Origin of the sequence: Undibacterium sp. RuRC25W, from assembly GCF_049339825.1 — a bacterium.
Lineage (GTDB): Bacteria > Pseudomonadota > Gammaproteobacteria > Burkholderiales > Burkholderiaceae_D > Undibacterium.
Genome location: NZ_JBMPPD010000022.1, coordinates 1 through 25,010, shown reverse-complemented (window position 1 = coordinate 25,010; position 25,010 = coordinate 1). Strand labels below are relative to the sequence as shown.

Genomic DNA, 25,010 nt, shown 5'->3' with positions numbered 1-25,010 from the left:
CCATGAAACCACTCGCTCCACTTTCTTTGACTGCACTGATGACCATCAGCAGTAGTGCATTTGCAACGCAGTACCTGACAGTGGAGCAAGCGCAACAAAGTATTTTTCCTGACGCAAACCACTTTGCGCCGCTGCCGCTACAGCTCAATGTAGAGCAAATGAAACAGGTTGAAAAAATCGCCGGCCTGCCGGCGCGCTCAGTTGCTTGGCGGACGATTGCCGCATACAAAGACAATGCCTTGCTCGGTTATATGGTCTTAGATGATGTGATTGGCAAGTTTGAGTTGATTTCGTATGCCGTCGGCCTGTTGCCGGATGCCACTGTGAAGCAAGTGGAGATTCTGACCTATCGCGAAAGCCATGGGTTTGAAATCCGCAATGCTAACTGGCGGCGGCAGTTTGTCGGTAAAACGGCCAATGCGGGTTTGATGGTCGGCGAAGGCATTGCCAACATCAGCGGTGCTACCTTATCGTGTACCCACGTCACCGATGGCGTCCGCCGGATCGCAGCCATTGCACAGGTGACCCTGAAAAAATGAGGCGTCGGGCGCAGCCGTGGTTAGGAACGCTGGTCGATATCAGTATTCTGGATGCATTGCCAGAACCCTCGCTACAGGCCGCTTTTCAGGCAGCGTTTGCGGTGATTCGTGAGATCCACGAAGTCATGAGTTTTCATTCTGTCACCAGCGACATAGCATGCTTTAATCGTGCTGTGCCGGGGGCGACGTTGCGCATGAATCCACACACGATCAGCGTACTTGCCGCAGCGCAGGAGCTCAATCAACAAACGAATGGCATTGTTGATATCCGGATTGGCAGCCGTCTGGCGGCTTGCCACTTTTTACCTGGAACGAATGCTGTCGCTATTCCTCCCTACGAGACAGGGCAGCAAGCCTACGCATTGCTTGCTCAAGGGCAGGTAAAGAAATTGCGCGACGATTGGCTAGACGTTGGCGGCATCGCCAAAGGCTATGCGGTTGATCAGGCCATTGCCGCTTTGCAAACCGTTGGCGTACAACACGCTTGCGTCAACGCGGGCGGCGATTTACGGGTACTTGGGCTGCATGAAATCGCGATACGTGATCCGCAACAGCCAACTCATATTGCCCATACATTCGAGCTGCAAAATCAGGCACTTGCGACATCCGCCATGTATTTCTCTCGTAAAAAAGTACAAGGTGTCTGGCACAGTGCCCTATTTGATGGTCGAACCGGTACATCGTTAGACAGTATGAAAAGCTACTCGGTCATTGCATCATGCTGTATGCTGGCGGACGGTCTGACGAAACTCGTCGCTGTGACGCAGGATTCTCGTCATCCTAGCCTTGATGCCTATAAAGCTCGGGCTTTTATTGTTTAACATCATCAGTTCCAGCTTATTTACCAGCTTATGCGTACCCAGAAACATCGTCTGCGCCATCCACCATTACCAGGCGCCGCGCGGCTTCAGTTCAAACTAGAAAAATGGCACAGGCTGAGTATTTACGCCATCACCGTCGCTTTGTTTTTCAGTGGATTGGCATGGATAATTGCTCGTTATGCCTTACGTGTTGCCAGCGAATTTGGTGAGACCATCCACCCGCTCGAGCATTGGTCTATGCAATTTCATGGTGCGTTGATTGTGCCTGCGGCGTTGTTGATTGGTAGTCTGCTGTTGCAGCACATGCGGCGGGCGCATCAAGCGGGGCGCAACCGTAACAGTGGCTGGAGCATGATCGTCAGTCTTGCGTGGTTAGCATTGACGGGCTATTGCTTATACTATGTTGCCAGTGAGACGGCGCGGCCTTGGTGGTCAGCCGCGCACTGGATCGTTGGATGTGCTTTACCCGCTTTGCTGTACCTGCATGTTTATCTAGGTAGATTAGCAGCGAGGCAGGTACGCGCTTAGCTTGTGAATGTTGAACGGACGCTTTAGTTCAACGCGGCATCCAGACGTCCGGCTTGAGCCAATTCGCGAATTTTTCTGACAGTATCGATATCTGCTTCCAGATACGCGGAACGACGGTATTCGTTGTACATTTTTTCTTGCTCATCCTGTTCAACGCTGGCGCTGTTTTCGTAGATAAAACGCACGAATAAATGCTCGTGTGCCGGTTCTTCGATGATCATGCGCAATGACGATGGCGGGATTTCTCCTTGTGCTGGCACATCGTAGTGAACATGCTCCAAATGCACAAAATTGACCGTATCCGTCACGGACAAATTGCCATAACGCAAAGTACGGGTCATGCTCGCTTCTGTGCGGTCGATAATGCTCGTCTCGTCTAGGTGCGGCACAAATAGCTTGGGGCTGTCAGCGCGCAGCACCAAGCCTCGCCACAGCTGCTCGCGGGTCAGGAAATCGGCGATCGGGTTGAGGACGTCGTTAATTTCAATTAAATGTTCAAATTTCATGGTCGAGCTTTCAATTCGTTTCTGCAATAGCGGTGGTCATAGTTTACTCTTGTTGGCAAGGATGGTGGTAAATCCCGCTATCGATCCCGCATAAGGCTACAATAGCGCTTACTTTGTTTTTCAAGCGCCTATGTCCCACGGTCTCAATGCCCCCCAACGTGCTGCAGTGAATTATATGGACGGTCCATGCCTGGTGTTGGCAGGGGCGGGTTCCGGTAAAACTCGGGTCATTACGCAAAAAATCGTCAACCTGATCGAACTGCACGGCTATGAGCCCAAGCATATCGCCGCGCTGACCTTCACCAACAAAGCCGCGCTCGAGATGCAGGAGCGGATTGCCAAGCTCTTAGCCGAGCCACGTCAGGCAAAGCAACTGACGGTATCGACGTTTCACTCATTGGGCGTCAAAATTTTACGGCAGGAAGCGCAAGCGCTGGGTCTCAAAGACCGCTTCTCAATCATGGACAGCGACGATTGCTTTTCGTTGGTGCAGGATTTAGCGATCACCACCGACAAACAACTGATTCGCCGGATACAGACCGCAATGTCCTTATGGAAAAACGCGCTGATCGATCCGGAACTAGCGATAAAACAGGCACAAGACGAAGAAGAAGCCACCGCAGCGCGAATTTACCGTAGCTATGTGGCAACGTTATCCGCTTATCAAGCGGTGGATTTTGATGATTTGATCCGTCTGCCCGTCGAGTTGTTTCGTAGTAATGAACAGGTGCGCGATAAGTGGCAACGCCGTTTGCGTTATCTCTTGGTCGATGAATATCAGGATACCAATACGTGCCAGTATGAACTGGTGAAATTATTGGTCAGTGGTATTGGCAAAAAACCGATGTTTACCGCCGTAGGTGACGACGATCAGGCGATTTACGCGTGGCGCGGGGCGACCATTGAAAACCTGAAAACGCTGCAAGTCGATTTTCCGAATTTAGAAATCATTAAACTGGAACAAAATTACCGCTCCAGTACCCGTATTTTGCAGGCCGCCAATTCTGTGATCGGCAATAACCCGAAGTTATTTGAAAAATCCTTGTGGTCAGAACATGGTCTCGGTGATCCGGTCAAAGTGCTGGGCATGCAGGACGACGAACAAGAGGCAGAGCAGGTCGCGATCATGATTTCTGCGCATCGTTTTGAACGACGCGCCAAGTATTCTGATTATGCGATTTTGTACCGCGGCAATCATCAGGCCCGCGTCATCGAACAAGCGCTGCGCAAGGAACGTATCCCGTACACCATCTCTGGTGGGCAGAGTTTTTTTGACCGTGCAGAAATCAAAGACATCATTGCGTATCTCCGCCTGATCGCCAATGAAGACGACGACCCAGCGTTCATCCGCGCCATTACTACGCCCAAACGGGGTGTCGGTCAGGCGACCTTAGAAGTCTTGGGTGCGTTTGCTGGGCAGTGGCAATGCTCTCTATTTGCTGCTGTTTTCAAAGGCGGGATCGAAGCCAAACTGACTGAGCGTCAATTGCGGCCTCTGCGTGAATTTGCCACCTTCATTAACCACGTCGAGGCACATGCCCACCGCGAGGGCCATGCGGCTGAGTTGCTTGATGACCTGATGAAGGAAATCAACTATGAAGCCTATTTGTATGACAGCTTTGATGACCGCGCCGCGCAAAGTAAATGGCAAAACGTGCTCGACTTTACCCAATGGCTCAAAACCAAAGGGAGCGGCGGAAAAGAGGGCACGGATGAACACCGCAGCTTGCTCGATCTGACACAAATGGTCGCCCTCATGGCCATGATGGAAGGCAAGGACGAAGAACCCGATGCTGTGCGCATGTCGACCTTGCATGCGTCTAAGGGACTAGAGTATCCCCACGTGTTTTTGGTCGGTGTCGAAGAAGGCATCCTACCGCACAAAGGCGATCCGGACGCACCAATAGAGACCCTCGCGGCCCGTATCGAAGAAGAGCGCCGCCTGATGTACGTCGGCATCACCCGCGCCCAGCGCAGCTTGCACATTACGTGGTGCAAAAAGCGCAAACGCGCCGGCGCGCCGGTCCATTGCGATGTCTCACGTTTCATCAAAGAAATGAAGCTCGATGAAGGCGATGCCGTGCCGACCGAAGCTGAGGTGTTAACGCCCAAAGAGCGATTAGCTAATTTGAAAGCTTTGTTGACAAAGTCAAATCATCCTCCGACAATCAACTGAGAGGAAATATTCTCAGATTGATGATTTGAAGCATCACAAAGGGGATGTCCATGCATCACTGGTTCTCGGGTCTGTTTGCTTTATTGATAACATTGCCAGTTGCGCCATTGGTGCTAGCGCAGGGAGGATGCGAACGTGTCGTCATCTCTGCTGATCCAGCGTATCCACCTTTACATTGGTACGATGGCAAGCAATTTCGTGGCGCCAGCATTGAACTAACCACCAAAGCACTAATAGAACTAGGGATCCCCTATGAGATCCGTTATCTGGGTCCTTGGAAACGCGTCTTGGTCGCCGCAGAAAATGGCGTCGTAGATATGGTGACGACGCTCAAAGATACCACCGAGCGTCGCCAGTTTTTGACATTCAGTACGCCAGTCCTCAGTAATCCCGTCGCAGTGTTTGTGCGTGTCGAAGAGCCTTTTCCTTTCACCAATAAAGAAGACCTGATCGGACGCCGTGGTGGCATTGCCCGTGGAAACCGCTTTGGGCAGCCTTTCGATCAGTTTATGGACGAACAACTACAGATCGAAGCAGCGCAGAACATGGAAACCAGCTTTCGCATGTTGTTGGGTCATCGGTTTGATTACGTCTTAACAGGTTATTATCCCGCCTTGCTGGCATTACAGACCGCCCGATGGGATGCCAACATCGTGGCGCTGCGCCCGTTTGTCATTGAAACACCGAATTTGGTCGGCTTCGTCAGCAAAAGTCCCTGTGTGAAGTATCTGAAAGTATTTAATGATGAAATCGAGAAAATGCGGAAGAATGGCGACATAGAGCGCGCATTGAGAAATGCTAACAAGGAATGGCGACAGTTTCCCGTGATGAATAAACCCTAACTTGCCGCTTTCCTTTAAAAATCGATCGCAGGAAGCCGATTTTTAACTATTGACCAACAATCCCGTATTGATAAATAAATCCTATGCCACTGTTCAACGTAGCTCGCCCAGCGCTTCAAACTGTTTCTGTTGTATTGTTGACCCTTGTTTTTTCTAGTCAGGTCAGTGCTAAAACCGCTGCCGAAACCCATGCTAAGGGTATTCTGTGGGAAGTGAAGTCCGATACCAATACTGCCTATTTATTTGGCTCGATTCATTTGGCAAAAGCCAGTTTTTATCCGTTACCGAACAAGGTCCAAAAAGCCTATCAACAAGCTGACACGTTGGCGGTAGAGCTCGATAGCTCAGACCGCAATGCAGTGGTGAAAGCAATGCCTTTGCTGACCTATGCAGCACCTGACAAATTACAAAATCACCTACAGCCTGCAACTTGGGATGCGTTAAAAGGCTATGTGGGTCCTGCTGCGGAACGCTTTCAGATATTAAAGCCGGCGATGGTGGCGACGGGGTTAATGGTCGGTACCTTTGCCAAAGGCGGGTATGAGCCAGCATTCGGCGTTGACGTCCATTTCATCACACGCGCTAAGCAAGATAAAAAGCAGATCGTGGAATTGGAAAGTATGGAGTTTCAGGCAAAAATACTTGGTGGCCTGACCGACGACGAAGGCGATGCCATGCTGAGCCAGACGATCACGAGTCTCAAGAGTGGTGACGCCTTACGCGAGACCAATCAACTCGTCGCTGCCTGGAAAGCGGGCGATGCAGAGAAAGTCGTTACGTTGTTGCGCGAAGAGTCAGAACAAAATGCAGGTTCTAAAAAAATCATGGAGCGTCTGCTCGATGAGCGTAACCCCGCCATGGCAGATAAAATCGCTGAACTGATGGCGGCTGGCAAACACGTGATCGTGGTTGTCGGGGCCGGACACATTTCTGGTCCGAATAGCATTGCTGATTTGTTAAAGAAGCAGGGATTGCAAGTACGCCAGATCAAGTATTAATCAAGCAAGCAACAACCGAAGAAATAACTATGGCACCCGATTTCCCCGCCGACGAGGCAAGTGGTTCTGTCTCGTTAACAGAGCACCTGATGCGAGACCACACCTGGGTTTCACTTGATAACGTCAATGACGTTGAAGCGTGGTTGGACCTGCACGACCGTGAATTACAACAATTGATAGGCAAAAACCCGCAAGCTGGCTACGGTGTCTGTTTTAATTTACTGCACGGTGGCGAAATCTATCTGCATACCAATAGCGATGGCGATATATTACTCGATGTCACCCCAGACGCAGCCTGGGTCCAACCCGTGCTGACCGCCGTGACGCGGGTTGCGCCGCCGCGAGGACAGATCTGGTTAGTGCAGGGCCAAGTTTTGGTGCAACTGATTTTGGGATTAAATAGCCTCATCGCCAGCAGCCGCCTCGTGCTGCAGCACGCCTTCAGGATACAAAGATAGCTTGTTTGGATTTCTTCTTCGTCCTTTGCTTTCTTTCACTTGTCGGCAACATCAGAAGAGGAAGGCAGGATGCTATTCGCTAACAACGCCATTGCGATCGATGTGAACAACGCGTGGCCCATTCGTTTGCCGCACATTGACCGCAGCCTCTCCAGGACCATTGACTTTGATGCTCGCCGAGCGCAGCAGTAAATCGCTCGCATGAAGATCACCAGAGCCATTTACCTTAGCGACCAGACTATTAGCCGTGCCTGATAATACACTTGTGCCTGGACCGTTCATGAGCAATTCGATGTTGTTTGCGGCAGTGAACTTCGCTTTCAGATCGCCCGAACCCGATAGGTCTGCTTTCAAATTTTGATCGATATTGATGTTGATATCCGCAGGGCCCTGATTTTTTAATATCACGGACTTCGTATGCAAATGCGTCGTTTCTACATCCCCCGAGCCGCTCACAGTCAGATTGAGAACATCGGCCTCCCCTGAAAGTCTGACGCTGCCCGGTCCCGATAACTGCAAATCCGCTTGTGCGACGTGCAATCCGTCGACATCCAGATCTCCCGAGCCTGATGACTCAACATTGAATGCTTTGATACTACCCCGTAATTTGGTATCGCCTGGGCCGCGCAGCATCAGATCCACTTTGGCATCTTGTAAGGACCGGACATCAACGCCGCCACTGCCATTCACTTTGACAGAGAGGGAGCCAGAGACGGTATCGAGCGTCAGGTCGCCGGGACCATTGAGTTCCAACGTCGCCTGACCGACGGTCAGATGTGCAAGATCAAGATCGCCACTGCCTGACGACGCTACGTTGAGCGACGCGATTTTGCCACTGGCTTTGATATCCCCTGAACTGTTAGATTTGAGGTTGAATTTATCTGTGTTCATGTTTCGCAGTTCGATGTCGCCACTACCGCCGTTTTCCAGACTTTGTAGATGGGCGGCGGTAATGTTGATCGTGCCAGGATTGGTTTTCCAGGAAAAACGATAGGTTTTATTTTTGTTCCGGATGATGAGTCGCTCGCCTTCGACCACTGTTTCGACTTGGGGTACTAGTTTTTCATCGCCAGAGATTTCAATGTCGTCTTTATCACCAGCGGTCACGATCACCTGAAAAAAGCTATCGTTTTCTAACGTTGTAAAGGCGCTTACCGGACGTTGTTCGGTAATGATTTTGCCACTGCCAATGATTTTTTCGCCAGATCCAGTCTCATAATGCATTTCGCATGCGGAGAGCGTTGCGAGTCCTAGGCATAAAACAACGAGATTTTTTTTCATGATGGATACTTGATTAATATTAAGTAATACACAAGTGTAGTCCGTAACCATGCCGACCCGCTGGATCTTTGCGACGGAATGCAAAAATTGACTCCCGGGGAGTAAAAACTTGCGATGAACGTTGCATAATTGTTTTTTACTATTACACTGCACATGGTATTGCGAAGCCGACAAAAAGGATGTCGTCTCCGGCACCAACGAACACTGAAAAGATTGTCTATGCCTACCCGTCGTCACGTATTGAAAAAAAGTCTGCTTCTGACCGCTGCTGGGTTATTCAGCACAACCCGCATCGTGTCCTTGGCTAATGCAACGGAAGAAAAATCATCGCAGTTACAACCGCCGCCAGATTTGTTTGACTCGCAGGCATTGGATATCGACTTCTGGGTGAAACCCCGAACGCTTGATTTAATCCGCCCAGCGTCCAAAGAGCGCAGTACCCTGTTGTACTGGAAAGATGGTGAAGTGATTGATTCTGCGTATCAGGAACTCTGTCATCTCCTGCGTGATGTGAACGGAAAACAGACTGTGGCGATGGACCCTAAATTGCTTGAAACATTGTGGGCAACCCAAGCGTATGTTCAGCGTTTTGGCATGACCCGCCCACTAGAAATCTTGTCTGGATACCGGACACCAGAGTCCAATCGCCATTTGATCGAGCAGGGCGTCCCTGCCGCTCGCAGGTCGTTGCACATGGACGGTAAAGCCGCCGATATCCGCATTCCGCAGTTGCATGAAGAAGTGCTGGGGGAGTTGATCAGCAGTTTCCGGCAGGGTGGGGTGGGATTTTATTATCGAGCGACGGCCAATGGGGGGTGGATTCATACAGATACGGGGTTGCAAAGGAGTTGGAAGGGGTAAGGTCGCAGCGCTCGGCGGCTACTTACGTTGCTTCGCCACAGCAACGTAAGCAAAAGAAGGGCGACCGCAGATTTCGCCCTTCCAAACCCACACCTACACTTCTTCATCCGTCCAATAATCCACAGCATGATTAACACGGGTCATATGCTTTAAATCTCCGCCATAAGCACCGACTTTTTTTGAATCTGGGTACTCGCAGACTTCAGCGGGCATCATGGTGCTGACGGACAGATAGGCGAGATCGCTGTCGGAATCGTTGATGATCTGATGCGCTGTTTCTGGTCCACCCGTGGGGCAGCAGATGACATCGCCTTCACGGATTTTTCTGGTTTCAGTGCCGTATCTGAGCGTTCCTGAACCCTTCACGATAAAGAACATTTCCTCTTCAGCGCGGTGATTATGGAAAGGGCAGGCGCTTTTTCCGGGAGGCACGACGTCATACGAATAGCCCAGGTCTTTTGCGCCAAGCAAGTGTCCGACGCGTAAGCCCTTACTCTCAAATTTATCGCCTTTTTGAGCGTGCTCTAAGCTTAATTCGTGGATGTTGGCGACGTTGGAATTGATGGTGGTCATGGACGCGTGTCTCCTGCTGGGGCTTTTGCTTTGGCTTCGTCATAAGCAATAAAGACACTCATTTTGGTGGGGTCGATGTAACGACGGAAAGCGGCGTTGACTTGGTCCAGCGTCAGCGCTTTGATTTTGTCGTCCATAGCTTGCGACCATGCCCAGCTGCGGTGGAGGAATAAGTTACTGTTCCAGCCACCTGCGACGCTGCCATCGTTGGTACGTGATTGCACCCGTTGTTGCAGCAAGCCTGATTTGGCTTTGGCTAACTCATCGGCGGTAAAGCCGTCTTTCAGCGCTCGGGCTAATTCTTCTTTAATCGCGACTTCAACGCGGGCCAGATTTTGCGGTGCTGCTGTGCCGCTGATACCGAAACTACCAACCGGATCGATTTCGCCAGCAGAGAGTGAGGAGCCGATGCCATACGACAGGCCTTCTTTTTGGCGGATGCGTTCCATGAGGCGTGAATTAAGGCCCGCACCGCCACCGAAGATGTAATTAGCAACGCGTAATGCCGGAAACGCTTCGTCCTCATCACGCAGCGACAGGGTCATGGCGCTGGCGTAGACGCCGCTGGCCTTGTCAGGCGTGTTGAAGATCTTACGTATCGGTGTCGGATCGGCACGTTGGTTTACTAAGCGAGCGTAAGGTGCTTTGCTCTCCCAGTTACCGAAGGCGCTGGCGATCGCCGCCTTGGTGGCGTCGACATCCAGATCACCGACGATCGACAGTTCACCTTTGGAAATGCCATAGAAGTCACGATGAAAGGCGTTGATGTCATCTAGTTTGACATTGCGTATCTCGGTCAGCGCCTGATCGAGTGTTTTAGCGGCGCGGTAATCGCCAGCCGGATAGCTATTGAAGTAGAGCGCCATTTCGCGACCAACAATGGCCCCGGGTTCGTTACGTGAGGCTTCCATTCCGACCAGAGACTGATCACGTAACTGTGCGAATTCGTTCTCAGGGTAATTGGCGTCGCGCATGACATGGGAGACCAGTGCGAGTGATGCGGCAAGGTTTTCTTTCGTGGTCTGATAGGAGAACAAGCCGCCGCTCATTTTCAGTTTCGACATCTGGTCATCGAGTTCAGCACGCGTATATTTCGTTGTTCCTGCGGCCAATAAACTGCTAGCCAGGCTGCTGACGGTGCTTTTGCCGAATAAACTCTTCTCGTCACCCCAATGTAAAGCGATCGAGACATTAACGGTTTCGCCGCGATTTTTCTTTGGCAATAAAGCGACTTGCAGGCGGCCGATTTGACTAATCTGTGTTCGGTTGTCGAGGTTAGCTGGCGATGGATCAAACGCTTCGCCCGCGAGTTTGCTTGCCTTTGGTGTGAAGTCTTTCATGACCTCATTGATCGATGGCGCTGCAGGGATGTCGGCGCGTTGTGGCGCGTCTTCTGGAACAAACATTCCGACCGTGCGGTTGTCTCGTACCATGTAATGTTTGGCGGCGGTGGCAACTTGTTCGGACGTCATTTTGTTGGCATCGTCACGGTCTTTGAACAGATAGCGCCAGTCACCCATCGCGATGTATTCCGACATACTGATACCGATGGATTCGTGATTGTTGAACAGTTGTTCAAAGCTGTTGGCGTTGTCGCGTTTGACGCGATCGATTTCGTCTTTACTTGGCGGATTATTTTTGAAATCTTCTATTCCAGCTAGTAATGCGTCTTTGGCGGCGTCGATAGATTCGCCTTTTTTGACCGCCGCACCGATGATTACCAGACCTGGCGCAACTCTACCCACTTCGGTCGCAAAGATCTGCACCACTTTGCCGGTCTCAACTAATTGCTTATGCAGGCGACCATGTGGGGCATTGGTCAGAATATCGCTAGCAAAACTCATGGCGTCGCGGTCGGTATGTAGATTGGCTGGGACTTTGTAGGCAATCATGACAAGTTGGATATCACCAGCACGACGGACCATGAAGCTACGTTCGCCATCTTGGGTCGGCTCGACGGTCCAGAACTGGGGCAGGGTACGCTTTGGCTTGGCGATTTTGCCAAAGGAGTTGCTGATCCATTGCACTACTTTAGCTTGATCAAACTTACCAGCAACCAATAGGACGGTGTTATCTGGCTGATAGTATTGATGATAAAACGCTTGTAGGTTATCTATTTTGACGTTTTCGATATCGCTGCGGTTACCGATGGTGGCGTTGCCGTAGTTATGCCAGTCGTAGGCAACACTTTGTAAGCGCTTCATGAGTACACTGCCGGGTGAGTTTTCGCCGCGTTCGAACTCGTTACGCACTACCGTCATTTCGGTATCGAGATCTTTGCGGGCGACATTCGAGTTCACCATACGGTCAGCTTCCATCTCCAGCGCCCATTGCAGGTTGCTGTCGTCGGCTTGAAATAACTCATAATAATTGGTGCGGTCGAGCGAGGTCGTACCGTTCATGCGCATACCGCGTTTATTGAATTCTTCGGTAATTTTTTGATGTTTTGGCGTCCCTTTGAACATCATGTGCTCGAGTAAATGTGCCATGCCTGTTTCGCCATAATTTTCTTGGCGTGAGCCGACCAGATAGGTCACATTGACGGTGACCGTGGGTTTGGTCGTGTCCGGCATCAATAACACACGCAGGCCATTTGGTAGGCGGTATTCTGTGATCCCCTCGACGCTAGTTACTTGTGTCATCCCTTTGGGTAAGCTGTCCGAGAACGCCGCTGGCGCGGTAAAAAACAGAGCGCCGCCAATAACTAACGCACGCAACACGGGTTTAAGCGTGACGGCTAGCGCTGAACGGCGAACAGAAGGTGATGACATAGTGATCCTGACAATGATGGTAACAAGTTAAAATATACTGGGGGGAGTATTTATTTTCCCCCTTGTATTCACAATGAGAATTGGTCGATTTAAATGAGTATCTGGGGGAGTATCTTAAAATAGTTACAATTTACTGACCATAAAACTCTGGCTGCCCGTCCAGCTCTCGCCGGGGGCCAAGGCGATCGGTCGCATGATCGCTGCCGCCTCTACGCAGAGCATGCGCAGATAGCCGTCGTCTTCCATATCCGCAAGTTTGACAGCGCCAGCCGGTCCTGGGTTCCATATCACCGCATCGGCAAAGCCCGTTGTGTTGATGTGCAGATGTTGACGCGTCTGTTGCAGACATAACTGGTTAGGGACGTTGGCATAAATGCGATCGGTTTCACCCAGGATTTGCAGCAGTTCAGCCGTTTCGGGACAACGATCTGCACCGGTGAGACTATCGCGATAATGCGTCCCTTGTAACCCGCGCAGACGTGCTTCATGCACATCGTCGACGGCCAAATAGGTATGCAATGCCGAGGTAAAGTGAAAGCCGGTATCGCCAGCATTGCTGACGGTGAGTGCGATTTGCAAGGTATTGTCGAGGACACTGACGGCAAGTTCAGCGTTGAACACGTAAGGCCAGATCGTCAGACGGGCGATGTTTTCTTTTAAGCTAAATACCGCCTGCGCTGCACCATCGTCGGCGTAACCTTGCTGGTCTAATTTCCATGGTGCGGTACGTGCAAAGCCATGTTTGGGCAGCGTTCCTAAGCCCGCAAACTGTGGAAAAATCACCGGAACACCACCGCGAATCGCCACACCTTCGCGGAACTCGGATTGGTTGCTTAAAAATAGTTGTTCAGTGCCGTTTGCCGGTATCCACGAACATACATGAGCACCTTGATGGCAAATACTAACAGTCGCTCCATCGCGCGCAGTCAGAGTCAAAAAATCCATGAAATCGCATCCCGTTCACATCAGTTAAAGGAAGGCCTATTCTATGTCAGCTCTGGCTGTTTGTTAGTATTTTTTGCAATGTTACTTGCGGGGCTGGTATGGCATTGTCGTAGGATGGGCTGCCATCCTTTGCTTGTCATCCCTGTGAAGGCAGGGACCCGATGGCCTACCCCCACGAAGAGCCATCGAATCAATTAAAAAAGTAGCTGTATGCATGCACAAGCATACGCCACAGCGCCCCCGCTACTGCCGCAATTCTGCCTTAATCATATCTGCTGCCTTCTCGCCAATCATCATCGTTGGTGCATTGGTATTGCCACCGATCAGCGTTGGCATGATGGAGGCATCGACGACGCGTAATCCTTGAACGCCAATGACTTTGAGCGTTGGATCAACAACCGCCATGGCATCGACCCCCATTTTGCAGGTGCCAATCGGATGATAGACGGTATCGCTGGTGGCGCGAATCACAGCGCGGATCTCGTCGTCGGTATGGACATCCGCCGTCTGAAAATCGCTGCTACGGATACTGGTCAATGCCGGCGCGTCCATAATCTTGCGGGTCAGCTTGAAGCCTTTGACCATCGTATCCATATCTTCAGGATGTTCCAGGAAGCGCGGATTGATCAACGGTGCTGCCAATGGATCAGGGCTTGCCAAGGTCACCTCACCGATGCTCTTAGGGCGTAACAAACACATATGGCATGAAAAGCCATGACCCAAGTGCAGTTTGCGCGCATGGTCATCGAGCATCGCCATGACAAAATGGAGCTGGATATCTGGTGCGGCGAGAGAGGAATCGGTTTTTAAAAAGCCACCGCCTTCAGCTCCATTGGAGGTCAGCATCCCACGACGTTGGGTCTGATAACGACGGAATTCACGCAGCATCCTGATACTGCCGCCAGGAGAGACACCCAGCAGGTCTAGACTCTTTGCGCGGTATTTAAAGACAAAATCGGGATGATCTTGTAAGTTCTGACCGACACCCGGCAGGTGGTGGACGACCGGAATACCCATCGTTTGCAAGGCCGAGGCGTCACCGACACCGGACAACATCAATAACTGCGGACTCTGGAAGGCGCCTGCAGCCAATATAATTTCACGGCCTGCACGCAGGGTTTTCTGCTGACCGTTTTGTAGCATCTGCACGCCCACCGCACGCTTACCTTCAAAGATGATTTTTGTGACCTGACAACCGGTTTCAACACGCAAATTTGTCCGCTTGCCCATGTGTGGGCGCAGGTAGCCGCGGGCGGCGGTCCAGCGTTCGCCTTGGTATTGTGTAACCTGATAGATACCGACACCTTCTTGTTCGGCACCATTAAAATCGGTATTGATAGGAAAGCCCGCCTGTTTGGCGGCCTCGATATAGCGTTCCTGAATGGGATTATCGGTACGCAACTCACTCACGCGCAGAGGACCGTTTTGTCCATGATAGTGACCCGCGTGGGTTTCATTATTCTCGGAATGCTTGAAGTAGGGCAGAACATCCTCATACGACCAACCCGTGTTACCTAAGGCTGCCCATTGATCATAGTCGCTCCGGTGACCACGGATGTAGACCATGGCGTTGAGCCCTGATGAGCCACCGAGCATTTTGCCGCGCGGCTGGTAACCGAGTCTCCCGTTCAGACCTAGCTGTGGCACGGTATCAAATGCCCAGTTATTGAGCTTGGTGGGTAACATCGCGACCACCCCAATGGGGGTATTGACCACCCAGCTATCGCCAGTACCGCCAGCCTCAAGGACGGTGACACTGATACTGGGATCTTCAGTCAGGCGTCCAGCGATGGCGCATCCGCCTGCGCCTCCGCCAACTACAATGTAGTCGCTGATTTGGTTCATATTGTCTCCATTTTTTTTGATTGAGGATGGTCGTTCTTGAGCCACGCCATCTGATTTTTTTGCTGCACTGCAGTGTTGCTGCTTTTCGTTTTACCCTGTACGGTAATGCCAAGAACTTATGTTATTGAATGACAAGCATGGATTGATATTAGTACGCTCGTTCACATAAAGTAAGGACATTTGCTGCCATGTTGTGCCTGTCTGACAGTATTGATAGATGCCCCCAGAAATCAGCCGAATGAAAAAATGACCCATTCCCGTTTTGATTCAATTGCGTCGCTGTTGTCGGTGCAAGATGCGATTTTCCCGGCGCACCCGTTCAGTGGTCTGCTGGCGATAGCGCGTGAACAGAATTGGCGTCTGACAGATCTTTTTCCCGCATTTGCAGAGAGCTGCATTGAGTTCGGCGCAAATTCTCACAATACCCGTATCAGCTATGTGCAAGCGCGCGAAGGTCTGCTGCGGGCACGCCAGATCGGCGGCGACGAACTTTGTCTGTGGTCGGGCGCGCGCAAGTCTCTCCCGCAACTGGGACAGATGGCCATTGGCATGGCTGCACAACCCACCTTATTAAAAGCCTTGCAATTTGGATTGGAGTTCCAGTTGATTGCTGGGTCGATGGTGCATCTACAATTTGTCATGGGGACGCCCTATTCAGCGCTGGTCGCGCATTCCTTATTTGATGATATCGAGTTACAGGATTTTCTGGCTGTTGATCATCTACTGACTGCCGTAAATGCAGCACGTCAATTGGGTGGTGCACACTTTCGTCTACATCAGGTCGAGTTACGGGGGCAGAATCCACTCAAACGAGCGCTGTTTGAACAGGTATTTGGCTGTCCTGTGGTGATCGGCGCGGACACGAACCGTCTTCTGATTCCTAACGAGGTGTTAGACCTTCGCTTATCAACACCGGATGCACATGCTGTCCACGCTGCTCATAACGCCTGCGAGCAAGAACTCGCTGCCGTTGGCGTGCTGGGCCGGCAAAGCCTACTACGTACGCTGGTCAGTCAGCAGTGTGAATTGCATACGGTAGAAGAAATGTCTGCAGCGCTGGGCATCAGTCCGCGATCGTTGCAGCGCTTGTTGGTACGCGAAGGAACGTCGTATTTTCAGGTCACTGAAACCGTACGTCTGGATCGGGCTAAGCGTCTATTACTGACGACGCTCAGTCTGGAGAATATCGCGGAACAGCTTGGATACTCTGATGCCAGGAGCTTTCGCCGGGCATTTAATCGGTGGACCAATTGTAGCCCCGCTGATTACCGCCTCAAAGTGACGGCAGCGCCTTGACCAGATTAAGCTGGTAGTGACGGGGTTGCCGTGTGTTCTGATGATGGCATCCCCAGCCTTGGTAGGATTCTGGGGATGCTTAACTTTAATTAATGCTGAGAGGCAATCTGATTAAAAAAATCGTACACGCCTTGCTCGCTCATACGACGGGCATTTGATAGTTCGCCGCCTTTGGAGGCAAACAAAACGGTATTGTCAGGTGTTAATACCACTGCTGCGGGAATCCCTTTTTTGATCGGATTACCGTAACTCGCCGCGAGATCGAGATTTTTATCAAACTGACCAACATTGACTTTGACCACGACAAATTTGCTTGCGATCATTGCCGCGCTTTGACCTTGCATGGATTTGTTTAATTCTAGGCAATCTTTACACCAGTTCGCACCAAAGATCACCAGTACATCCTTGTTGCCCGATTTGGCTTGCACCAACGCTTTCGTGACATTGGCTTGCGCATCGGCAGTTTCATCGTAGGGATGCAACAAGTCCGCGTGGGCGGCGCTAATACTCAGACTCAGACCCAGACCCAGACTCAGGGCAAGGCCAGCAAGTGAACGAAGAATTTTTTTCATGATTCGTATCAAAAGAAAATAATATTGAAATAGTGACTTAATTTTAGTGCTTTGTCATTGTTATCAAAACAGACCGACAATATTGCTGTGCGATCGCGGACACACCAGCCAAGATATGCGGTTTGGTTATCTTAGCAGGCATAAATAATTGCATTTATATCGTCAATAAACTGATTATTTATACAGTATTTTATATAAAATCAGCTAAAATAGTTCTCTCAGAGTTAGATTTTCAGCTCATTTGACCAAGATTAGCCATCGTGTTGCTGGCGCTGGGCTTTAGTTCATCTGCTTTTTCTGTTTATTTACTTTTATCATGGCATCAACACAGACCAGACGCATTGCCCATTTGGATATGGATGCGTTTTATGCCTCCGTTGAACTGTTGAAATACCCCGAACTGCGTGGTCAGCCGGTGCTCATCGGTGGCGGTTCCTCGCATCAACCTGTGACACAAGCAGATGGAACGCGCGTCTTTTCTAGGCTCAAGGACTACGTGGGGCGGGGCGTTGCAACCACATCCACCTATGAAGCTCGCGCGCTCGGTGTCAGCTCCGCAATGGGAATTATGAAAGCGGCACGTGTCGCCCCTGAGATGTATTTACTACCCACCGATTTTGAGTCTTATCGGTATTACTCAACCACTTTTAAAGACGCAGTATCGAGAATTGCTCCCACGATTGAAAATCGCGGTATTGATGAGATTTACATCGATCTAACCGACCACCGTGAGGATACGCTGAGTCTAGCAAGTCGATTGAAAAACGCTGTTTTTGAATCGACGGGCTTGCGGTGCTCAATCTGTGTCGCACCAAACAAATTATTGGCAAAAATCGGATCAGATTTAGAAAAACCGGATGGCCTGACCATCTTGTCGATGGCAGATGTTGAGACGCGTATCTGGCCTTTATCCGTCAAAAAGGTGAACGGTATCGGTCCTAAGTCTGCAGAGCGTCTTGCTGCGCTAGGCATTGCCACCGTTGGCGAGCTTGCGAATGTAGATCCAAGTCTGTTACAGGATCATTTTGGCAGTAATTATGCGGGGTGGCTCTACAACGCTGCGCGCGGCATCGATCATCGTGAGGTAGTCACGCATTCAGAACCGAAAGTGATTAGCCGTGAAGTCACGTTTGAACACGATTTACACGCCATCACAGATAGAGAAACATTAACTGATATTTTTACTGGTCTTTGCCATCGACTGGCAGCGGATTTAAAGAGAAAAGGATATCGGTGTGCGACAGTCGGGATCAAAATTCGTTATCACGATTTCCACATTTCTACGCGGGATATGACACTTCCTGTGGCCACCGCTGACCCCGTCGTCATTCGTAAAGCCGCAGGGGAATGTCTGCGCCGAATTCCTCTTGAACATAAATTTCGCCTATTAGGTGTGAGAGCAGGTGCGTTGTTCAAGGAGAATGACCCCATTCATCAGCGACAAGGTCGTCAGGGTGTTTTATTTAGTGAGCCGTAAAAAGAGGAGACCTGCGGCACGCTGTGGTGAAGCACTTTTCGTCGTTTCAGCGATTTAACGACCGGCAGCGCCAGCAACACCTGCAACACCCACTTGCTGAAGTTGTGCAAAGTATTGGTTTTCGAATTGTTTGAGCTTGATGGAACTGAGTCCTGCATTAAAAGCTTGTTGTAATCGTAAGCCTTTTGCATTGCGTTGGAAACAAATGTGCATCGTGAAGTTCGTTAATTCTTTTGGATGAAACATGATATTGAGCTTATTTTTATCCAGACTATTGTCACTGATCAGTAACTGACGTAGGACATTTTTATCGATAACAATGGCATCAACCCGGCCAGCCAGTAATTTTCTGACATTACTGATATCAGAGGGGGCGCTATCTGTGGTCAGCACATGCTGCTTGACGAGCATGTCGAATCCTTCGCCATTTGCATATTCATGGACCACGCCAATGGTATAGGCGTGCAGATCGGTTAAGTTATGCCAATCAAACTGTTTATTTTTTAAATAAGCAAAGCCCACGGTGCTATTGCCTAAAGAATGCGAAAAATAGCAACTTTTCTCTCTTTCTTTCAGATAGAAAGCGGGGAAATATCCAGCGAAATTTTTTTCTTCTAATCCCGCCTGAACCGCACGACTCCAAGGGAAATACGCAATAGTCACCGGCAACTGACTTTCTTTTGCACCGGCTTTGACAACTGCAGCGATGAGGCCTTCTCCTGGCAGTGAATGACTGACGTAAGGAGGCCACTCAAGGGACGCAAGATGTAAATTGTCGTGTTCAGCCGAACATGCCGGCGCACCATAGGCAATCACCAACATCATTAGCAGGAGGCAGAAAACGCGCATTATTTTTCAACGTGAACGACGACAAACGAGTTTAGCGCATGTATTTGCTTCTGAGGTTCTCAAGTAGGCCTGATTGTTGTACTTTTTCAAACGATGCACGAATTTTTTGTATTAAAGCCGGATCGCTCTGCTTATTCATTGCAAAGTAGTAGCTGCTTTTGCCATCCAGTAGCAGAACGGGTTGTAATTCAGAGGGGTACCTGTGCAGGCTTTTCATCTGAAACGCCATGCTCCAGTCTTGAGAAACGATTAGATCGGTGCGGCCTAACAAAAATTTTTTGATGTTTGACTCCGCGGTAGGTGCAAAGTCAACAGCCTCTTCAGGGATGGCGGATTCTTTCAGAAAGTCTTTCGTCGATGCCATTTCACGCACAAGACCTACCTTATATTTGGTGCTGTCAGCGATTGATTTAACCTCAATGTCACGTCGATTTTTCAGTTTATATAAATAGATTTGCCGTGAACTGATTGGACCTATCCATTCAAACAAGTCTTCGCGCTCAGGTGTTCGGGTCGTAGAAAACAGCAAAGTATTGGGTTGGGTTAATGCCATCTGGTAGGCGCGAGCCCATGGCAAAACGGAAATGGTCGCTTTGATATTGGCTTTTTTTAATACCGCTTCGAGGACATCGGTGGAGTAACCCGTGGCGACGCCGTTGACTTCAAAATTAAGGGGTGGCAGATTTTCTGTGACGACAGTCAACTCAGCCGCCGCCGAGCTAGCTGAAAGCAAACACATGCCGATGAACACAACACGACGTGGCAGCAGAAAGTGAAGAGGATAAAAGCGCATAGGCAAATTTTACATTCGGAGAATGAAGCGAATGTGACAGCAACTTCACTTTTTTTAATGTCAATGAAGGTGTGATGTGCAGCATGTTCGGCTTATATTAAAGCATTTTGGACTTTTATATTTTAGCTTTTGCATTCGCAGAGTCATCATAAAAAAAAGCCCCTCAGATTTTCATCGAGGGGCAGGCTTGAGTAACATTAACAAAAATGATTTATCCTTGAATCAAGTAACGGCGACTCTATTTAAAATCCCCACCAAACACACGGGTCAGTTTTTCATAGGACAGATATTTTTGTAGTACGGCTTTCAAGTCTGCAACACTGACAGCCGAAATCTTTTTCTCGGTTTCTGTATCATGTTGCATGGTTAGATCAAGGAACAGGTTTGCGGCCAGTTCCTGCGCGAGCAGGTTGTCCTGACTACGCTCAAGCTGACGCTCTTGCAAGTAGCTTTTTTTGCCATCTTCCAATTCTGCTGCCGTGAAACCCTCCTTGACTGCACGGTTGATTTCTTCGCGCATGCCAGTTTCTAATTTTTCACGATTTTGTGGTGCATAAATCGCGTAAGCAGAGAAACTGCCAACTTCATCCAGATACGATGCAGAATAAGAAGAGCCGCCACCATAACTGATGCCATCTTTCTGACGAATGCGATTAAAGATTCGTGAATTGACGTTACCACCGAGGAGATAATTTGCCATCACCAGCGCAGCATAATCTGGGTTCTGTGCACTGGTTGGCAGGTTCATACTTGCGAAGAAAAACGCATTGGCCTTGTCTGGCGTCTGAATATGCACCTCTTTTGCTGGGGTCTGGTTGTAGACTTTATTGAGACGTTGGAAATCATGGTCTGATTTCCACGCACCGAATGCCGACTCTAATTGTGTTTTTACACTAGCAGGATCAAATTCACCCACAACAGCGATCTGGGCCTGACTATCTTTACTGTTTTGATTGATGCCGTAAAATTCTTTCCAGAACGCTTGTACGTCAGCCAATTTGACTGCTTTGAGCGCAGCGATTTTTTCAGCAATACTCTGATAGTGGCGCGGATCGTCAACAGGCCAGTTGTTATTCGCCGAGCGGACTGCATCGATGGCCAGTGCTTGTGGATCTTTACCGGATTCTTCTAACTGCGCGAGTTGCGCATTCACCACTTGCGTGAATTCATTGGCATTGAATGCTGGCTGGCGTAACGCATCACGGACTAATCCCACTACTTTAGGTAAATTATCGCGCACCGTTTCAACAGCAATGTTGACGTTGCCGGTACCGCCGGTGATCAACACTTTGGCTTTGAGCTTATCTAGTTCTTCGGTGAACGCTTGATGGCTGAGTTTTTCCGTACCACGACTCAGCATCGCAGCGGCTAGCTCAGGTGTCACACCTTTATTTTTGAGACTTTGCGCATCACCCAAATACAGATTCATTGCCATGACGACAGTATTGCCACGCGTGGTTTTTGGCAAGAGAGCGTATTTCAAGCGATTTCCGAGGGAACCAGTCTGGGTACGTTTGTCAATGTTGGCCGGTGAACTATCGAACACCTCGCCCTGTGCAATCGCGGCGCTCGGTGTAAAGGTCTTGAGTTCGGCAATGACATCTGCTTTTGCTGGCGCTGGAACGCGCTCAGGTTTTGCATCAGGAATAAAGCTACCCGTGGTGCGATTGCTGGTTTTAAACCAGGTCGTGGCGACACGTTGGACGTCGGCGACGGTCAGTGCGTTGACGCGATCTCGGAAGAGCAAAAATAAACGCCAGTCACCAGAAGCGATGTTGTCTGACAGCGCAACGGCAAATTTTTCAGGATCATTGAAGACTTGCGCGAGGTCAGAATTGAGCTTTGCTTTTGCTCGTGTTAATTCTTCTTCGGTGACTGGTTGTTGAGCAAAGCCTTCGATAATGCCAGTCATGATTTTCTTAGCATCAGCCGGATCCTGATCTGCACGTAAATTAGCACCGATCAGCAAAAATCCTGGCTCATCCAAGTTTGCTGCGTAAGGGAATATTTCAACGACTTTTTTCGCTTCAACCAAGGCTTTGTACAGACGACCATTTGGACTGTCTGCCAGAATCAGTGCGAGCGCCTCTGTCGCAGCGTAATCTGCATTGGCGGCAGGCATCGTGTGATACATCGCTACGACAGCTGGTGATTCGCCTACGCGGCGTACCGTGACATCACGTTCACCATCTTGTGCTGGATCGAGAGTGTAAGTGGGCTCAAGTACGCGTTTTGGACGCGGAATTTTGCCAAAATGTTGTGCGACTAATTTCAGCACCTGATGACTATCGAACGCGCCAGCCACGGTCAGGGTGGCATTATCTGGCTGATAATATTTACGCCAGAACGCTTGTAAATGTGGGATGTTGACATTCTCGACGTCGGTGCGTGCACCAATGGTGTCTTTACCATAGTTATGCCATTGGTAGGAACTGGCAATCACACGTTGCATCAGCATGCCAATAGCAGAGTTTTCATTTTTTTCCATCTCGTTTCTAACGACAGAAAATTCTGTTTTCAGATCGTCGCCCGAGATCCGAGAGTTGACCATGCGATCGGCTTCCATCGACAAGGCCCAGATCAGTGTTTCTGGCTTGGCAGCGAAGGTTTCATAATAGTTGGTGCGGTCATACGAGGTCGTGCCATTAAATTGCACGCCGCGTTGCGACATTTCTTCCCACAAGCGCGGATGTTGTTTGCTGCCTTTGAACATCAAATGTTCTAACAAATGCGCCATCCCTGTTTCGCCATAGTTTTCGTACCTTGACCCAACCCGATAGGTGATGTTGACAGTGGTACTTGGCTTACTGGCATCCGGTACCAACAGTACGCGCAATCCATTTGGTAGCAGGTATTCATTGATCCCTTCTACATTGCGGACAAACTTGATGCCAGCAGGCAGGTTGATATGGCTTTCTGCTGCAGGCGCAGTAGGTACGGTAGTGCCAGCGATGGCCGGAACATGTAATAAGCCGCCAAAAGCCATGGCGAGAGACAAACTAACGACTGAAAGTGAAAAGCGCGACGACATCATAGACACCTTTAAAAAATGACAATGGTTGAAACAGGCCGTACTCATCCTTCTATTCAGCACCGAGACGAGATCCTGAAGTTGGAGGCGAACTTAAACTAGGTATATTGGGACTTACGCAAACCACACCGACTGCACGATGCCGCTTAGCCTTCATCGTCTACGCTCTTCATCGCCATATCTTGCTGGGGCAATGTTGCGTAAGTTGCAAATATAAAATTATTAAATAACAATATTTAAATGAGTGTAGCAGACTGAAAAAGGACGTGTCGACATTAATATATTAGCCGAGTGTATCTAGTGCTTGTTTTCTTGATGAGCTACCGCCTGTAAAGAAAACGATCAGGCCATGTCATCGGCAGTACTATTTGACGAAAAAGGAGTGAATCAAGAGTAAAAATAGATCCGCACAGCGAAAGAGCGTATAGCCGTGGAGAAGTGAAGAGGGGTATAACTGGTGCGACCGACAGGAATCGAACCTGTATTGCGAGCTTCGGAAACTCGTATCCTATCCGTTGGAAGACGGTCGCGCTGTTCTGACTTCAGAGGTTCGCAATTGTATATGTTTAACAGCGATTTTGCATTGCGTGCGTTGCAATATTTTTGTGAAATCCTAAATAAATGACTGATTTAGCGCGGTTTAGCGTTGTGGGGCATGTTCACAACGAAAAAAATCGTCTAATTGCTTGCAACATATCGAACCATGCCTGATGAATGGCACGTATTGCGGTGCATCGAACGCAACAGGTCCGACTTTTATTGTACTGCACAACAACATTTGCTGATGCAAATCAGACAAACGATGCTTTTGATAGCAAATCGCGAACTTTTGGTTCTATAATCAAAAACTTTAGAGTCAGTTGATTTACATCACTGGCAAGCAACCGGGATGACCATTTCATTTGCAAAGAGGAAACCATGAGTGAAGCGCACGACGAACACGAATCAGTGATTAAGACACCTAAACAACTCATCGCTGCAATTCTTGCTGGGTTTCTGGTTCCTATCATTGCCATCGTTTTACTGGTGGAATACGTATCCAATGATAAAAAAGTAGGTGCAGGCTCTTCCGCATTGACGGCAGAAGCAGTTGCTGCGCGTATTCAGCCAGTGGCGGATCAGGGTTTTACCTTTAAAGACGTGAGTGGTCCTAAACAATTACAGTCCGGCGAAGCGGTCTACAAAATGGTGTGTTCCGCTTGCCACGGAACAGGTGCCGCTGGTGCGCCGAAATTTGCTGATAACGGCGCGTGGGGGCCACGTTTGGCGCAAGGCTATGACACATTGGTACAACATGCGGTTGCCGGTATCCGTGCGATGCCAGCCAAGGGTGGTAACCCTGACTTGGACGACGTCGAAGTGGCGCGCGCTGTTGTGCACATGGCCAATGCTAGCGGTGCAAAATTCAAGGAGCCAGAAGTCAAAGCTGCAGCAGCGCCTGCAGAGGCTCCCGCAAAATAAGCATCCAGCAATAAAAAGGGCGTGTTACCAGAAACATGCCCTATTCACGCTGCCCCTTCTCGTGCTCATCGATAGTATGGCGGGCGTCAGCATCGAGGATTCAACGCCGCGAACTCTTATTCAGAGCGCGGTTTTTTTCTTTCCTGATTCTGCTCCCATGTTGCTTGAAGCTTTTTCAATGTCTGCTCGCAACCATGTCCCGATAAGAAAACGTCGCTTGTTACATTTCTTGTTGCCTTTTATCTCACTCATATTTCAATTTAACTAGGGCGTGTTGACATATAAAAAGCTGTTAACTTTTCCCGAAGTGTGTTTACATTCTAGATTTTAAAGAATGAAACGATGCTGCGACTGATGTTGAGAGATGATCAATGGGAACGAATTGCG

General features: G+C 49.6%; 21 protein-coding genes and 1 tRNA gene. 11 read left to right on the top strand and 11 right to left on the bottom strand.

Translation table 11 applies throughout. The features are described 5' to 3' along the window. Positions 1–2 precede the first annotated feature (2 nt). The 3 genes from ACO0KV_RS11385 to ACO0KV_RS11375 are packed head-to-tail and all read left to right on the top strand — an operon-like array spanning position 3 to position 1,888. Positions 3–539, top strand: a complete 537-nt coding sequence (locus ACO0KV_RS11385) for an FMN-binding protein (RefSeq protein ID WP_423042648.1) — start codon at positions 3–5, stop codon at positions 537–539. Then, on the top strand, positions 536–1,360 hold the full coding sequence (locus ACO0KV_RS11380; protein WP_423042647.1) for an FAD:protein FMN transferase: 825 nt from the start codon (positions 536–538) through the stop codon (positions 1,358–1,360). The genes ACO0KV_RS11385 and ACO0KV_RS11380 overlap by 4 nt, the downstream gene beginning before the upstream one ends. Positions 1,361–1,390: 30 nt before the next feature. Then, the gene (locus tag ACO0KV_RS11375; RefSeq protein ID WP_423042646.1) at positions 1,391–1,888 is read left to right on the top strand and encodes a cytochrome b/b6 domain-containing protein; all 498 of its coding nucleotides are present in this window, start codon (positions 1,391–1,393) and stop codon (positions 1,886–1,888) included. Positions 1,889–1,911: 23 nt separating this feature from the next. Here the strand turns inward: ACO0KV_RS11375 and ACO0KV_RS11370 are convergent, their stop codons facing one another. Next, positions 1,912–2,394 (bottom strand): SRPBCC family protein, encoded by a 483-nt coding sequence (locus ACO0KV_RS11370; protein ID WP_423042645.1) that lies wholly within the window; start codon positions 2,392–2,394, stop codon positions 1,912–1,914. A 130-nt stretch (positions 2,395–2,524) separates the two neighbouring features. On the opposite strand from ACO0KV_RS11370, the gene ACO0KV_RS11365 reads away from it, so the two are divergent. The 4 genes from ACO0KV_RS11365 to ACO0KV_RS11350 all read left to right on the top strand — a co-directional run bounded on the left by ACO0KV_RS11365 (position 2,525) and on the right by ACO0KV_RS11350 (position 6,868). Then, positions 2,525–4,570 carry a UvrD-helicase domain-containing protein gene (locus ACO0KV_RS11365; RefSeq protein WP_423042644.1) on the top strand — a complete coding sequence of 682 codons (2,046 nt, stop codon included), beginning with the start codon at positions 2,525–2,527 and terminating at the stop codon, positions 4,568–4,570. A 50-nt stretch (positions 4,571–4,620) separates the two neighbouring features. Beyond that, the gene (locus tag ACO0KV_RS11360; RefSeq protein WP_423042643.1) at positions 4,621–5,412 is read left to right on the top strand and encodes a substrate-binding periplasmic protein; all 792 of its coding nucleotides are present in this window, start codon (positions 4,621–4,623) and stop codon (positions 5,410–5,412) included. 83 nt (positions 5,413–5,495) lie between these two features. After that, positions 5,496–6,410 (top strand): TraB/GumN family protein, encoded by a 915-nt coding sequence (locus tag ACO0KV_RS11355; RefSeq protein ID WP_423042642.1) that lies wholly within the window; start codon positions 5,496–5,498, stop codon positions 6,408–6,410. Between the two features lie 29 nt (positions 6,411–6,439). Then, positions 6,440–6,868 carry a hypothetical protein gene (locus ACO0KV_RS11350; RefSeq protein WP_423042641.1) on the top strand — a complete coding sequence of 143 codons (429 nt, stop codon included), beginning with the start codon at positions 6,440–6,442 and terminating at the stop codon, positions 6,866–6,868. A 72-nt stretch (positions 6,869–6,940) separates the two neighbouring features. Here the strand turns inward: ACO0KV_RS11350 and ACO0KV_RS11345 are convergent, their stop codons facing one another. After that, positions 6,941–8,149, bottom strand: coding sequence for a GIN domain-containing protein (locus ACO0KV_RS11345; protein ID WP_423042640.1), 1,209 nt, complete (start codon positions 8,147–8,149; stop codon positions 6,941–6,943). Between the two features lie 219 nt (positions 8,150–8,368). On the opposite strand from ACO0KV_RS11345, the gene ACO0KV_RS11340 reads away from it, so the two are divergent. Beyond that, positions 8,369–9,010, top strand: coding sequence for a YcbK family protein (locus ACO0KV_RS11340; protein ID WP_423042639.1), 642 nt, complete (start codon positions 8,369–8,371; stop codon positions 9,008–9,010). A 93-nt stretch (positions 9,011–9,103) separates the two neighbouring features. On the opposite strand, the gene ACO0KV_RS11335 is transcribed toward ACO0KV_RS11340, so the two are convergent. The 4 genes from ACO0KV_RS11335 to ACO0KV_RS11320 all read right to left on the bottom strand — a co-directional run bounded on the left by ACO0KV_RS11335 (position 9,104) and on the right by ACO0KV_RS11320 (position 15,144). Further along, complete coding sequence (locus ACO0KV_RS11335; protein WP_423042638.1) at positions 9,104–9,583, bottom strand: cupin domain-containing protein; 480 nt, start codon at positions 9,581–9,583, stop codon at positions 9,104–9,106. After that, on the bottom strand, positions 9,580–12,354 hold the full coding sequence (locus ACO0KV_RS11330; RefSeq protein WP_423042637.1) for a M16 family metallopeptidase: 2,775 nt from the start codon (positions 12,352–12,354) through the stop codon (positions 9,580–9,582). Before ACO0KV_RS11330 ends, ACO0KV_RS11335 begins: the two co-directional genes overlap by 4 nt. Positions 12,355–12,477: 123 nt before the next feature. Further along, entirely contained in the window at positions 12,478–13,299 is an 822-nt protein-coding gene (locus ACO0KV_RS11325; RefSeq protein ID WP_423042636.1) for a D-hexose-6-phosphate mutarotase, read from the bottom strand. 243 nt (positions 13,300–13,542) lie between these two features. Continuing rightward, positions 13,543–15,144, bottom strand: coding sequence for a GMC family oxidoreductase (locus ACO0KV_RS11320; protein ID WP_423042635.1), 1,602 nt, complete (start codon positions 15,142–15,144; stop codon positions 13,543–13,545). 246 nt (positions 15,145–15,390) lie between these two features. Between ACO0KV_RS11320 and ACO0KV_RS11315 the strand changes: the two genes are divergently transcribed. Next, a complete protein-coding gene (locus tag ACO0KV_RS11315) occupies positions 15,391–16,440 on the top strand; it encodes a helix-turn-helix domain-containing protein (RefSeq protein WP_423042634.1) in 1,050 nt (349 codons plus the stop codon). A gap of 89 nt (positions 16,441–16,529) precedes the next feature. Here ACO0KV_RS11315 and ACO0KV_RS11310 read toward each other — a convergent pair whose 3' ends face one another. Continuing rightward, positions 16,530–17,012, bottom strand: a complete 483-nt coding sequence (locus ACO0KV_RS11310; RefSeq protein ID WP_423042633.1) for a thioredoxin family protein — start codon at positions 17,010–17,012, stop codon at positions 16,530–16,532. A 316-nt stretch (positions 17,013–17,328) separates the two neighbouring features. Here ACO0KV_RS11310 and dinB point away from each other — a divergent pair, with 316 nt between their 5' ends. Then, positions 17,329–18,489: a DNA polymerase IV gene (gene dinB, locus ACO0KV_RS11305; RefSeq protein ID WP_423042632.1), complete on the top strand. Its 1,161-nt coding sequence runs from the start codon at positions 17,329–17,331 to the stop codon at positions 18,487–18,489. A gap of 54 nt (positions 18,490–18,543) precedes the next feature. On the opposite strand, the gene ACO0KV_RS11300 is transcribed toward dinB, so the two are convergent. From ACO0KV_RS11300 to ACO0KV_RS11285, 4 genes are all read right to left on the bottom strand, one after another. Then, positions 18,544–19,338: a substrate-binding periplasmic protein gene (locus tag ACO0KV_RS11300; RefSeq protein WP_423042631.1), complete on the bottom strand. Its 795-nt coding sequence runs from the start codon at positions 19,336–19,338 to the stop codon at positions 18,544–18,546. A gap of 31 nt (positions 19,339–19,369) precedes the next feature. After that, on the bottom strand, positions 19,370–20,131 hold the full coding sequence (locus ACO0KV_RS11295) for a substrate-binding periplasmic protein (RefSeq protein WP_423042630.1): 762 nt from the start codon (positions 20,129–20,131) through the stop codon (positions 19,370–19,372). A 238-nt stretch (positions 20,132–20,369) separates the two neighbouring features. Then, positions 20,370–23,165, bottom strand: a complete 2,796-nt coding sequence (locus ACO0KV_RS11290) for a M16 family metallopeptidase (RefSeq protein WP_423042629.1) — start codon at positions 23,163–23,165, stop codon at positions 20,370–20,372. 452 nt (positions 23,166–23,617) lie between these two features. Beyond that, positions 23,618–23,692: transfer RNA gene (locus ACO0KV_RS11285), tRNA-Arg, on the bottom strand. Positions 23,693–24,080: 388 nt separating this feature from the next. Between ACO0KV_RS11285 and ACO0KV_RS11280 the strand changes: the two genes are divergently transcribed. Further along, positions 24,081–24,623: a c-type cytochrome gene (locus ACO0KV_RS11280; RefSeq protein WP_423042628.1), complete on the top strand. Its 543-nt coding sequence runs from the start codon at positions 24,081–24,083 to the stop codon at positions 24,621–24,623. Positions 24,624–25,010: the final 387 nt, after the last annotated feature.